8 protein-coding genes are annotated in these 14,173 nt (G+C 45.7%); 3 read left to right on the top strand and 5 right to left on the bottom strand.

Translation table 11 applies throughout. The features are described from left to right. Positions 1 to 5: 5 nt before the first annotated feature. The 5 genes from gnd to CLV98_RS10780 form a co-directional block, all read right to left on the bottom strand. Complete coding sequence (gnd, locus tag CLV98_RS10800; RefSeq protein ID WP_109674321.1) at positions 6 to 1,418, bottom strand: NADP-dependent phosphogluconate dehydrogenase; 1,413 nt, start codon at positions 1,416 to 1,418, stop codon at positions 6 to 8. A 229-nt stretch (positions 1,419 to 1,647) separates the two neighbouring features. Beyond that, positions 1,648 to 2,460 carry a DUF547 domain-containing protein gene (locus CLV98_RS10795; protein ID WP_109674320.1) on the bottom strand — a complete coding sequence of 271 codons (813 nt, stop codon included), beginning with the start codon at positions 2,458 to 2,460 and terminating at the stop codon, positions 1,648 to 1,650. A gap of 143 nt (positions 2,461 to 2,603) precedes the next feature. Further along, positions 2,604 to 5,168: a M1 family aminopeptidase gene (locus tag CLV98_RS10790; protein WP_109674319.1), complete on the bottom strand. Its 2,565-nt coding sequence runs from the start codon at positions 5,166 to 5,168 to the stop codon at positions 2,604 to 2,606. 213 nt (positions 5,169 to 5,381) lie between these two features. Beyond that, entirely contained in the window at positions 5,382 to 6,458 is a 1,077-nt protein-coding gene (locus tag CLV98_RS10785; protein ID WP_109674446.1) for a mechanosensitive ion channel family protein, read from the bottom strand. Positions 6,459 to 6,772: 314 nt separating this feature from the next. Then, positions 6,773 to 7,297 (bottom strand): DinB family protein, encoded by a 525-nt coding sequence (locus CLV98_RS10780; protein WP_109674318.1) that lies wholly within the window; start codon positions 7,295 to 7,297, stop codon positions 6,773 to 6,775. A 346-nt stretch (positions 7,298 to 7,643) separates the two neighbouring features. Here CLV98_RS10780 and CLV98_RS10775 point away from each other — a divergent pair, with 346 nt between their 5' ends. From CLV98_RS10775 to CLV98_RS10765, 3 genes are all read left to right on the top strand, one after another. Then, positions 7,644 to 9,758, top strand: a complete 2,115-nt coding sequence (locus tag CLV98_RS10775; protein ID WP_109674317.1) for a two-component regulator propeller domain-containing protein — start codon at positions 7,644 to 7,646, stop codon at positions 9,756 to 9,758. Positions 9,759 to 10,043: 285 nt separating this feature from the next. Further along, entirely contained in the window at positions 10,044 to 12,656 is a 2,613-nt protein-coding gene (locus CLV98_RS10770; protein WP_109674316.1) for a sodium-translocating pyrophosphatase, read from the top strand. 201 nt (positions 12,657 to 12,857) lie between these two features. Continuing rightward, a complete protein-coding gene (locus tag CLV98_RS10765; RefSeq protein ID WP_109674315.1) occupies positions 12,858 to 14,072 on the top strand; it encodes a multidrug effflux MFS transporter in 1,215 nt (404 codons plus the stop codon). Positions 14,073 to 14,173 lie beyond the last annotated feature (101 nt).

Here is a 14,173-nt window from a genome sequence, read left to right as displayed (position 1 = left end):
GTATGTTACTTTCCCCATTCGGTATGGAAGGAACCTGATATATCGGTACGTTGATAGGTATGAGCTCCAAAGAAATCTCTTTGAGCCTGTACCAAATTCGTTGGCATTTTCTCGGAACGATAGGCATCGAAATAGGCCAATGAGGCCATTAATGCACTGGTAGAAATTCCGGATAAGGCGGCCTGAGAGACCACTTTACGCGTATTCACTACGGTACTATTGACGATATCGGCGAGTTCTTGGTCCAACAAAATATTGGAAAGCGTTGGCGATTTGGCAAAGGCCTTGCCAAAGACTTCCAATAAGGAGGAACGAATAATGCACCCTCCACGCCAAACATCCACCACTTTAGGAAGCGGGATATCCATCTGCATTTCTATAGAAGCTTGAGCCAACATGGCCAGCCCTTGAGCATAGCTCAATATAGTACCAAAGTACAAGGCATCTTGTACTTGATTAATCCATTCTTGGGTAGAAGCGGGTGACGATTTGTAAGGATCGGGGTACATCGTCGAAGCCGTTGTTCTTTCTTCTTTATAACTCGAAATAGTCCTCATGGCGACCGCCGCATCAATAACGGGTACCGCCACGGGCAGTTCCATGGCATCCTGAGAAGTCCATTTGCCGGTCCCCTTACTACCCGCCTTATCAGAGATTACATCTAGGAGCCTGCCAGAGCCTTTGTCGTCGTTTTGCAAGAAGATTTCGGTCGTAATTTCGATTAAGAAGGATTGTAGTTTGCCTTCATTCCATTCTTTAAAGACTTCATGTAACTGGTCGTTATCTAACCCACCATGCTTCAATAAGGAATAACTCTCACTGATGAGCTGCATAATGGCGTACTCAATCCCATTATGGACCATTTTCACATAATGTCCAGCACCCTTTTTGCCCAAATAGTCAACACAGGCTGTGCCGTCTACCTTTGCTGCAATGGCCTCTAACATGGGACGTACCAGGTCGTATGCGGCTGCATTACCTCCAGGCATCATACTAGGGCCGAATCGTGCACCTTGTTCACCACCGGAAACACCCATACCCATAAACTGTATGCCTTTATCCTGAAGGTACTCTACCCTCCGTAGGGTATCGGTATGATGCGAGTTTCCCCCATCTATGATCACATCGTCGGTGTCCAGCAATGGAAGTAGCGACTCAATAACATCATCTACTGGCTTTCCCGCAGGAACCAGCATCATAATTTTACGAGGAGTCTGCAACAGACCGATCATTTGTTCCAAATCCTGTACTCCTTTTACCGTAGTACCAGGAGTGGCCGATTGTTCCAATGCCTCATTTTTGGATTGATCCTTGTCAAATCCTATTACCGAAAAACCATGATCGGCCATATTAAGTAACAGGTTACGGCCCATTACACCTAAGCCAATCATTCCAAAATCATACTGCGTATTTGCCATAAGGGGAGATTGTCAGTTAAAAGAATTGCAATATTATCATTTTCATATGTAAATTGAAAAGTATCAACTCACTATACGTACCATAATATCGATATTTGCTAAAATATTAAAAAGAAGATATTTTATGTCTTTACAATATTAAAATAATACAATTTATAAGTTTTATTCTACTAATCTTAAAATCGATTTGTAAGAGATGCAATCAACTATTTAGGGATAGCATCCTTATCTATTGGCTAAAATTCTGAAGCTTTTGGGACCAATCGTAGGCAGCGTAATCCAATGAATACCCACGCAGATCTTGTTCCATCACCTTAGAAATAATATCAAGGATCCCCTTTCGCCCACTAAAATCTCCCTGGTACCAATAAAGTATTTTATTGGTAACTACTTTCTTTTCCTTCTCCACGATGGTCGTTTCCGATAGCAAGAAATTCTTCATGGCTAGGTTCAATTGCTCCTCAAGTTTGTCGGCAGTATAGTAAGCGATGGGCGGACAGCTCGCGGCTCCGCAGTTTAGGGCAAAATGAATTCGATAGTCGACCCGCTCTACGGCCCATTTTTTGATAGGCTTTCCCACAAACCATTTAGGCAAATAACCCTTAGCCCATTTGACCCTATATTTCCTAAGTATGCCATGTTCTATATCGTCCAAACTTAGGGGAACGCCCGCTATATAAATGGATTTACTCGTAAAGATGGTAGGATTACTTAGTTTTTCACGACTGGCTAACAGCTGGAAATAGGCATTATAAATATTTATCCAAAACACTTTTTTGGCGGTATCGTCCTCCAGTTCGGCCAAAATCGATGTTTGAGGGAGATCTGCCAATGTTATTTCCAGTCCCTTGGTTTCCTGCTCCGTTTTTACTGCAAGTAACAGTTTTCCAGAAAGGGCCAAAAGATGCGATGGCTTTTGGAGGTTCCTAGCCTCGGAGCGCATAGTGACCAACCATAAACAGAGAAACAAGGCTCTGTATAATCCATAACGACGAGGCAGGATTACATACTTTGTAAAGGCTATATGGTCACTTAGTTTCATTGCTATTACCAACCATAAAAATAAGTTCTAGGTTCTCAAACTCCCTTTTTTAGCTTTTTTTTATTCCCTTAGAGCAAATTCCGCAAGAAGATTGATCGCCCCCATCTAGGAATAGCTAGACGGGAGACTTGTGTATGTTCTAACTAAGGATTGGCCGCGAAACTGCCACGCATCGCTACCGATCTATCGAGTATATCGGTAGCTTGCAGGATTTTCTCTTTCAAAAAGAGTGGATAATTGGGGTTCTCCGCTAGGAATGCTCGGGCCAATAAGGAAGCTTCCTTGGAGGAATGCCCACCAAAGGTGTGGTCCATCCATCGGGTTGGAAAAAAAATGTCTCCGGTAAGCTGGATCTCCTCTAGGAGCTCCATGGATGGAGTAATGTATTGGAGCGCAGCCTGTTGGCGCAAGGGATGGTGTAAGTAGCCCAGAGCCGCCAACACCCATCCTTCTTTTTCTCTGTTCTTGGCCTGTTTCAAGGATTCAAAGAAGGCGTCTCTTACGGCAGCATCAGGGTCTAAGGCTGGCATCATAAACTGCAACTTACCCCTTCTATCGGCGTTTTCGACCTTCGCCAATTGAGTCTTAAGTATGTCTCTGGCCCTAGGCTCGTCCAGCAATGCTATTTGACAGGCGAGAAAAATAAGGTTATCCTCCGAAAGTACCAGGTCCTGAACGACCAATTTACCATTCCATAGGGCAGTTAACTTACCCACCGCGTCTTTGGAATAAGCCATGTTTTGATATTTGCTAAAGAAAGCCTTCTTCAACCCTTTATCTTCCGCTTTTAACATCGACGACCAAAGATTGGATTCGAGTTTCACTTGCAATGCCAGGCGCTGGTCCTCCGTCAAGAAATTCCACCAGGTGGTAGACAGAACCCCTAGGGCATAATCGATCAGCAGTGGGTCCTTTTCCTGAGCAATTACAGTCAGCAGCCCTTCCGCCATTGGTACGGGAGCCAACCCCTGCCCCCTCAGGAAGCCTTCCCATATATTGATCATGGTGGCGCCACGAAAAACGGGATCCTTAAATTCAGAATAATGGTTCAGGAAGAATTGAGTACTCGGGGTGTCGATAGGGAAATACCCATAAGCCTTGCCATCGGCATTCGGATACGTCAGATCACCCTGCTTAGCCGGCCAAACGGGCTCTCCTCCCATGATAAGGTCAAAATCCAGGATCTTTGAACCTTCTAAACTCCGGATATTCGTTTTGAGCGGTTGCTGCCATATCCGGCTGTCTACCGAATCGGGCACCTGGGCAAAATGAACCTGGCCATCGCCAACCTGTAGGCCATACTGTGGCATACCGCTGGTTTTGACCCACACCTGGCTCCATGCTTGCATGTCCAGTGGAGTCTTTTTATCGATAATCCCTATCAAATCGTCCCAACGTGCATTGCCGAAGGCGTATTGATGGAGGTATTCGCGCAGGCTCTCCCGCATCAAGTCCTCACCGATTTTCTGTTCCAACTGCTGCATCACAATAGGTGCTTTGTGATAAATAATAGAGCCATACAGGGTCCCAGCATTTTTTAGGTTACCCAAGTTTTGCATGATCGGGTTAGCACCTTGGCTACGGTCTACCTGATAAGCTGCAGGAAAATGTGTCAATAAAAACTTTAACTGATGGTTTATCTCGGGGAAGGTGGGATGAACGATCTTAGCGGCCATAAAGTTGGCAAACACCTCTTTCAGCCAGACGTCGTTGAACCAGTCCATCGTAACCAGATCCCCGAACCACATATGTGCCGACTCATGGGCTATTACATTGGCTCTAGCAAGCTTTTTAGTTATGGTAGCATTTTCATCCAAAAATAGGGAAGACTCATTATAAAAGACTGCACCAGGGTGCTCCATTCCTCCATATTGAAAAGAAGGGATTAGGGCCAGGTCAAATTTGGAAAATGGATATTCGATTCCAGTATACTTTTCGAGCCATTGTAAGGATTGGTCGTGTAACTCAAATATCTCTTGTAGGTTTCTAGCCACTTTCACCGAATCGGTTTCCCGGTAATACATCGTCATTTCACGTCCCGATAGGGTCCTGGTAGCCTTGCTAAACCGGCCAGTAGCAAATGCCAGGAGGTAGGAACTAATGGGCTCCGTCTCCTCGAACTGATAAGTCCATTCGGTATTTCCTTGTTTCCGCTTTTTTAGGGCTTCATTCGCCACTGCTTCCCATCCTGCAGGCGTATGCAACGTAAGGGAGTACCGGGCTTTTAGATTGGGCTGATCGAACAAAGGAAGGCAAGTAGAGGCTCTATCGGGTACCAAGAGGGTATACAAATACTCCTCATTCCGATTGAGGGAGAGGTCGCCGGCTGTAAACGCTATCTCCACTTCATTTTCACCTTTGTTAAGTTGTCCTTCTTCTATAATGATATGACCATTTTCAACCCGATAACGCAAGTCCTTCCCCTCTTGCTTAACGCTTTCGACAAAGTTAGGATCCTGGCTAAAATCCAGTACCAACGGCTTAGACTCATCCTTCATCAGAAAATCAACTTTTAACATTCCCCGGATAGAGGCCTGTAGGCTGTCGGGAATCCACAGTTCCACCCCATAGCGAATACTATCCAATTGCCGTTTCCGCTCCTTTTGGAGCTCAAAAGACACCCCTTGTTCGGGGAGTTGAACCGCTGAACGATGACAACCGAATACTACTAATAATAAGCCAAAGCCAGCTATAGTACGCAAGGACATAGGAAATAGAATAAATAAATTTTCAAAAGAAATAAATCACGAATATCCGCATTCCCGATTATTTCGCCAGCATAAAACCCCAATATATTATCGGAATACTTACTTGTGAGAGCTCCTTGAAGCAATGCGTGACGCCCCCCTCCCCTCGATTCGCTTATACAAAAAACCCCCGATTCAACCTTTGAACCGGGGGAGAATATCACAGATAGGTGTTTACTCCTTACTCGGAGTCACCTCGGCATTGGTGGATTGTGTAAATAACATTTGTGTAGGATACGCAAACTCAATGCCACGTTCTTCAAACGCTTTGAAGATATCGAGGTAAATGGCTTGTTGCTTATCCATATAAACGCCATAATCGGGACTTAGAACGTAATAGACGAATTCGAAGTTAAGGCTGAAGTCTCCATAACTAGAAAAATGCCCCCTATCGAACTGAATAGCATCCTGCCCTTCAATGATCTGCCTCACGATACCTGGAATCGCCTTCAACTGCTCATGTGTGGTTTGATAGGTTACGCCCAAGCTGAATACGATTCGGCGGCGTTCCATCCTTTTAAAGTTGTGCAGCCTCGAATTGGTCAGATCGGTATTAGAACAAACGAGCTGCTCCCCACTCAGGGTTTTGATTCGGGTCGTTTTTATACCTATGGCCTCAATAACCCCATTTTTATCGTCGACAACTACGAAATCGCCAATTTCAAATGGCTTATCGAAGAATATCACAAAATAGCTAAAGAGGTCGCCCAGAATGGCCTGTGCCGCCAAGGCTATGGCAATACCCCCAATCCCCAAACCGGTGATCAGTGTGGTGGCATCATATCCTAGATTATCTACAATAAAAATCCCTCCCAAGACCCAGATCATCGTCGTCACGATGGTTATGAGCCCACTGGCTTGTTTTCTCTTGGCTTCACTATTGTCTTTGGTATCCAAAAAGGTATAAACAAACCTGCGGAAGGTGGCACCGATAGCGCGTAACACGAAATAAGCAAAAGCTACCAAATAGGCGATATAGGCGATCTGCTCTACTCTTTCAGGTAACTTCAAGGAAGTAATGGCGACGTAAACCGCCGATATATATAGAATAGGCACTGCGGAATCGCTCACTTGCTTTATTAGGAAGTCGTCCCAAGTGGTGGTAGTGAGTGCCGACCACTTTCTTAGTCTGCTTAGAATATAAAGTTGAAAAATTTTTATAACCAAAAAACTAAGTGCTAAAAGTAGCAGCACTTTCCCTAATTCCATGACTGTGTTACCCCAAACCAGGGTATCCATAAAGTTGTTCATATGTACTTGTATAAATTGATATACCGACAAAATCAGACCGTCGGAAATATTAATAAAGGTGATAAATTCAGCAATTCGAACAGTTTATACGCCGTGTCCACTCCTAGGAATGCACATCGCCGTAATATACGATTAGAACTACTACTAGGAAGGGCGTAAAAACTATACCAAAACCCTGTTAACCTAGGACATTTCCCATATACCCATACAGATTCTTATAAAAGTGCCAGTATTTATGGTATCGTCAGGAAGTCATCGCCGAATCTGCAACCTTGTCAGTCCATGTAAACTTAGCTCCAAATCAAGTTTACTGTTTACCAACCAACATACTTGGGGGGAGCAATACCCTGTAAACGGAGATAAACAATCATTTGCGCCCTGTGATGGGTAAGGTGATCGTTAATTAGAAAGAAGATTCTCCTTCTGGTCATCTTTTGTCCTGCAAAATCAACTTCTTCGGAGAGTTTATCCGCTGGGAAGCTAGCAAAAGACGCCTGGGCATAATCGAAGGTCTGATTGACCAATTGAATGAGTTCTTTTTTCCCCTTCCCATTATAATCCTTGGCAGAGAAAGAGGCAGGCTTCTGGGCTATAAATTTGGAGGTTAGCCAGAGGATATTATCGGACAAATGCACTATTTGAGCACTGAAATCCATTTCTTCAGCGACGGGTTTAAAGCCAAATTCGGATTCGGGCAAGGCTTCTACAACGGCTAAAGTATAATTTCGGGCATTTTCCCATCGCAATAGCTCGTCTTTAATAAAGGGGTCAGAGGGGGGCTGTTGTGCCAAAGCGGGGAATGCAACTAAGAAGAATAGGGCTAGAAATTGATACATCATCAGGATTTAAAAGGTGTTAAATCTATTCAACAGGATTCGATGTAAGGCAAGTTCAACTTAGGGGCAAAAAAGAGCGTTCAAAATAAAAAGCAGGTGCAAAGCACCTGCTTTTATATAATTAACCCTCCTTTATAAAGCCCAACTAGGAGTTGGACCTATATAAACCTTAGACTAGAGCATGTTAGATTGGTCACAGATTATTTTTATCTTTTTGTATTTTTTTTCTTCACACCCTCTTTCTTTTGACATGGTATTGCCGATCGCTACGGGACCAAATAGCCTATTTCGAACAGCCGAAGGTATTAAAGTGTCATCTACCCATTCTTTACACCAATTCTGAGTTCAAATGCGCAATTTATTTTTTTATTTGTTTTTACTGGGTATGTTACCCCTTCATGCACAGCCCCCGGTGCAGCCGGAGTTCACCCAGGAGGTAGCCACCCATTTTACAACGATGGGCGAGCAACCTGCTGGAAGCGTAGCGCGCATCCAGACCACGCCTCACCTTGTGGCTGATGCCAACGGACAGGTGTATAAGTTCGAAACTGGCAACTGGATCCTTATACCAGGACAGGCTGCACCAAAAGAACCCAAAGTATCCAGTAAGGAGGGGGAGATTTTAGCGCAAACCACTTATCGAGGAAAAACGATTGTGGGCACTCCCAAAGGACTGTTCTATAATGAAAAGGGACTCTTAACGCGGATACTACCTTCCGACGAACGTTATAGTTGGTCGCCACGGCAAGTGGCCGCCCTAGTAGTCGACGTTCACGGGGACCTTTGGTTTGGCTCTCAGGAGGGTGTTGGCAGGCTATCCGATGGAAAGTGGTCCTTGTTTACGGGCAAAGAGGGACTACCTTATAATCAGTTCACTTGTGCTAGTGCTAGCCCCGACGGATCGGTTTGGTTTGGTACCAAGAGAGGAGTCGTAATAGCCAGAGGGGACACATTTGCCTATCGAGCCAGCCAACGTTGGCTTCCGGACGACTATGTAAATGACCTGGCCATCGACCAACAAGGAACGGTATGGATCGCGACGCGGCAAGGAATTTCAAGGATCGAATTCATTCCGATGAGCTACGAAAAAAAAGCAGAATATTTTACCAATCAAGTAGAAACGCGTCATAATCGAATGGGCTTCATTGCCCAAAGTGAACTCCAAGAGCGTTATAACCTAGCCACATCACAATTGGCTATTTCTGATAATGACGGCATGTATACGGCCATGTATGGAGCCGCCCAGGCGTTTCGATATGCGGTGACGGGCGAAGCCGAAGCTAAGGAACTCGCCGTTCGTAGCTTGAAGGCTTGTAAATGGCTGAGCGATATTACTCCCGAAGCGGGCTTCCCGGCAAGGGTCATAATCCCTACTGATTGGCGCGAACCCGTTAATGAGCAATATAGTAGAGCGTACAACGCTAAGAAGCAACTATCCGACCCGCAGTGGAAAGACATCTTCCCTCGCTTTCCTAGAAGCAAAGATGGTAAATACCTATATAAATGCGATACCAGCTCCGATGAACTGGCCGGACATTTCTTTTTTTATGGAATTTATTATGATCTGGTTGCCGAAACTGAAGCCGAGAAGCAGGAGGTAAGGGCGGTAGTTGGTGATATCATGGATCATTTGCTTCGACATGGCTACAAACTCGTCGACTACGACGGGAAGGTAACTCGCTGGGGCGATTTCTCACCAGAATACTTCCACTCCGTATATGGTTACGACCAGAGGGGCCTCAACTCCTTGATGATGCTTTCCTTCCTGAACGTTACCAAGCATATTACAGGCGATTCCAAATACGAAGATGCCGCCAAGGTGCTTCGTGATCGGCACAATTACCATATTTTTGCGCTACATCCTAAGGAATACTTCCCAGCCGAAAACGTGGTGCCCTGGGATAATAATCTTTGCTTAATGAGTATGTACGGGCTGTTTAAATATGAAACCGACCCTTCGTTACTATTGATGTACAGACAATCGCTAGAGAATGCTTGGCTGCATATGAGCAAACAAAAAAATGCCTTTTGGGATATCATTTACGAATCGCAGGCCAATCGTTTCACTGATTTGGTGGATCAAAAATTATTTGACAGAAAAGACCTGTTCACCAAAAATCACCTTTATGCTCCTTCGGTGGTTAGGGACTATTACCGAGCCTCCAACCACAACCCTTATATCGCAGAGAACCTAAAGAAAGTGCCGTTGGACCTGATTGGCTATGCCATGCCCAACGATCATCGGCTCGACGTTACCCTGGATCCCACTCCGGGCCAAGGACCCAAAAAAGGATGGCGCAGCGACGGTTTTGCCCTAGCTATCGATGAAAGAGGCCATGTGCGTCAGGATCGGGATGCCTTCGACCTTAATTTGACCGAAGGAGACGGCTATTCCGAGCATGAAGGAACCTTCTATTTGTTACCGTATTATATGGCACGTTATCACCATTTGCTAGGAAAGTAAAGTCGCTGATGGCCTTATTCGTAAAAAGCCTCTATTCTGTTGATAGGAATAGAGGCTTTTTGTCTTTATTTTTTTGTGAATCCTAACTAACCATTCCATCTCACCCCGCTTACACAATACATTTATTACCAAATATATAGCATTTTCAGGGTCGAAAATAGTCTTTTAATTTTCATAAAAAGAATTAGAATCAGTCAAAATTTTATCCAGAAGCATTTCGTAATGCACTGGCAATTTCTATATTTACGAAATATTAATTTCTTAACTAAATCCTTACGTGTACGCATGAGCAATATTACCTATTTAGTACCTGCATTGGGCTTAATTGGCTTGCTGGTAATGTTTTTTAAGAGAGGTTGGGTAATTCGACAAGATTCGGGTGACCCTACCATGAAAGATATATCGGACGCTATTGCCGCTGGTGCATTAGCGTTTTTGAGGGCCGAATGGCGCGTACTCATCATTTTCGGTATTATAGTCAGTATATTGCTAGGGTATAGCGGAACCTTGGTAGCTAATTCCAGCGTATTTATAGGTGTTTCCTTCCTTGTTGGAGCCTTTATATCCGCTTTTGCCGGGTATATGGGTATGAACATCGCCACGAAGTCGAATGTACGCACCACCCAAGCGGCGCGGACCAGCCTTAGCAAAGCCTTAGATGTCTCCTTTACTGGTGGATCGGTCATGGGTATTGGAGTAGCGAGCTTAGCAGTACTAGGACTGGGCGGCTTATTTATCATTCTATATTATGCGTTTGTTGGCGACAGTACCGACGTCAATGGGCTGGCCATGGAAAAAGTACTGGAAGTTTTGGCAGGCTTCTCTCTGGGTGCGGAGTCTATCGCCCTATTTGCCCGGGTAGGCGGAGGAATATACACTAAAGCGGCCGATGTCGGTGCCGACTTGGTAGGAAAAGTGGAGGCAGGAATTCCGGAAGATGACCCTAGAAACCCCGCTACCATTGCCGACAACGTGGGAGACAACGTTGGCGACGTGGCTGGCATGGGTGCCGACTTATTTGGCTCCTACGTCGCTACCATACTGGCTACTATGGTTTTGGGCCGTGAAATCGTCTCTCAGGGCGACAATTTTGGAGGAATTGCCCCCATTCTCCTGCCAATGGTCATAGCCGGTGTGGGTCTGATAGCATCCATTATCAGCATGCTTTTCGTTAAAATCAGCTCTGAAACAGGGAATGTTCAAGGAGCCCTTAACCGTGGCAACTCGGGTTCCATACTCCTTACACTAGTCATTTCGTATCCCTTGGTGCTTTGGATGCTTCCTGAATCCACCATGACCATTCGCGGGGTTGAGTTTACGGCCATGGACGTTTTCTATGCCATTTTGCTCGGTTCTATTGTTGGAGCTATCATGTCGGTAGTTACGGAATACTATACCGCCATGGGCAAACGACCTGTGCAGTCCATCGTCAATCAATCGTCCACGGGTCACGCCACCAACATTATCGGTGGGTTGTCGGTCGGCATGGAGTCGACGGTCATACCCACTTTGGTTCTGGCAGCAGGGATCTTTATCAGTTATGAGTTCGCAGGTTTGTATGGGGTGGCAATCGCCGCAGCTGGCATGATGGCCACCACGGCTATGCAGCTCGCTATAGATGCCTTTGGCCCAATCGCCGACAACGCGGGAGGAATAGCCGAAATGGCACACCTGCCCGAAGAGGTACGCGGCCGTACCGACATCTTGGATGCCGTCGGGAACACCACTGCTGCTAGCGGGAAGGGCTTCGCTATTGCTTCAGCGGCCCTCACTTCCTTGGCCTTGTTTGCAGCCTTTTGTGGTGTTGCAGGGATCAACTCTATTGATATTTACAAGGCCAATGTACTGGCGGGCCTATTTGTGGGAGCTATGATTCCCTTTATATTCTCCTCCTTGGCTATAGCAGCCGTAGGCCGAGCCGCCATGAAAATGGTAGAAGAAGTCCGGAGGCAGTTCAGAGAGATACCCGGTATACTAGAAGGTACCGCTAAGCCGGAGTACGATAAATGTGTAGATATTTCTACTCAGGCATCTATTAGAGAAATGATAGCCCCAGGGCTTATAGCGCTCATCGTCCCGGTGCTGGTAGGCTTTATCTTTGGCCCCGAGGTGCTGGGTGGAACCCTGGCCGGCGTAACTGTTTCTGGAGTACTGATGGGTATATTCCAAAATAATGCTGGAGGGGCTTGGGACAACGCCAAAAAATCTTTTGAAAAGGGAGCAGTTATTAATGGGGAAACCTTTTACAAAAAATCGGAACCTCATAAGGCAGCCGTTACAGGAGATACCGTAGGCGACCCCTTCAAAGATACCTCGGGCCCGTCTATGAATATCCTAATCAAACTAATGTCGATCGTATCTTTGGTAATTGCTCCGCATATTGCCATAGAGGGAGGCCACCAAGCCGAGGTCCTAGAGGTACAGCCTACTATCATGGCTACGGAGGGCCGCATTTTATCGGTGAATGGCCTTCAGCTTAATATGGCCTCCGAAGGACAACCTGTAGAAGAAAGCCTGGTCAATTTCATTACTTCCGATCAGGAAGTTGACAAAGAGACTTGGTTCGAGTTCGACCGTTTGCTTTTCGAAACGGGCAGTGATCGACTAAAACCCGAGTCGGAAGAACAGCTAGAGAACGTAGCTGAAATATTGCGCGCCTATCCCACTACAGAAATAAAAATTGGTGGGTATACCGATAATACTGGCGACGCCGTCTCCAACCTAAAGCTGTCTACCGATCGTGCCCGCTCGGTAAAAATGGCCCTAGTCGATCTGGGAATCAAGAATTTACGGATCGAATCGGAAGGCTATGGAGAAGAGCACCCAGTGGCTTCTAACGAAACCGGCGATGGCCGAGCCATGAACAGAAGAATTGCAGTACGTTTAACCAAAAAATGATATTTGTTAACTATGCACCACGGCCCCGTCATCGATCCGATGGCGGGGCTTTTTTTGATTCCTTATAGATATCAAAGATAAAATAGTACCGATCCTATTTCCCACAAAGAATGTGCCCATCTGAAGTAGAAAACGGAATTTTGTAGGAACGAAATAGCTCATTATCAAGTTAGCTGTCTATAATTTTGAATAAAGACGCACATGAGCAACAAACGATATTCCTATATCATCCTAATACTTGGAATCTTAGCAACCATCAGTCCTTTTTCTATTGACATGTATCTTCCTGGATTTCCTGCGATAGCAACGGATTTAGGAACGACCATAGAAAAAGTACAACTTTCACTTACCAGTTATCTTATTGGAATTAGCGTTGGTCAGTTGATTTATGGCCCCTTGCTCGATCGTTTTGGACGGAGAAACCCTTTGATAGGCGGATTAATTATTTTTGTTTTGGCCTCTATCGGCTGCGCTTTTACACATTCGGTAGAGTCCCTGATCCTTATGCGCTTTTTACAGGCCCTTGGAGGATGTGTAGGCCTGGTAGCTTCACAGGCCTTGGTTAGTGATATTTTCCCAGCTGGCAAAAGGGCTGAGGTTTTCTCTACCCTTACTTTGGTCATTGCCGTATCCCCCATGATAGCCCCTACCCTTGGTGGCTACGTTACCGTGAGTATGGGATGGCACTGGTTGTTTATCATCCTAGCGCTATTGGTTAGCCTAGTGATCGCCGCAATCTATTTTTTCCTACCCAATGGCAAGTTAGCCGACCCATCCGTGTCGCTTCAACCTAAGCAAGTACTTAAGGGCTATGCTACCGTCATAAAGCAACCACAATTTTTGGTTTACACCCTTGCAGGGGGCTTAGCTACGGCCGCACCTTTTGCCTATATCGCCGGCTCTTCCGACGTGTTTATGAACCAATATGGCCTCAATGAGGAGCAATATGGTTGGGTATTTACGCTGCTTGCCTCTGCAATGATTGGGGCAACCCAGTTAAACCGATTTATTCTGCGCAGATTTACCAGCCAACAAATCATCCGGACGACCCTGTATGTACAAGGTACCATCGGGGTATTTTTGGTAATAGGAGTATGGGCGCATTGGTTCAATTTGTACGGACTTATTGGAACGATGTTTCTATTCCTGATGGGGCAAGGGCTGACAGGCCCTAATACAGCGGCCTTGGCCTTGGCACCATTTAAGAAACACACGGGCAGCGCTTCGGCCTTGTTGGGTAGCTGGAGGATGGGCGCTGGTGGGTTTATTTCGGCCAGCGTAAGTATGCTGCACAACCAAACAGCCCTGCCTATGGTAGGCCTTATGGCCCTGTGCTCGCTGGGTGGACTGGCTATTCTTATGGCGGGCAACCACTCCTTACAATCCAACCATACCGTAAGTTCGATGAACATTTAAAGGGCAGCCGAACATTTTTATAGGCATTTAAAAAGCTGTCATATAAAGCATAGAAAAAGGGACTACCGATCGTCAAGATCCATAGTCCCTTTTTTTATGCT

Origin of the sequence: Dyadobacter jejuensis (assembly GCF_003149085.1) — a bacterium.
GTDB classification, from domain to species: Bacteria; Bacteroidota; Bacteroidia; order Cytophagales; family Spirosomataceae; genus Dyadobacter; species Dyadobacter jejuensis.
This window is presented reverse-complemented; position numbering and strand designations above follow the sequence as displayed.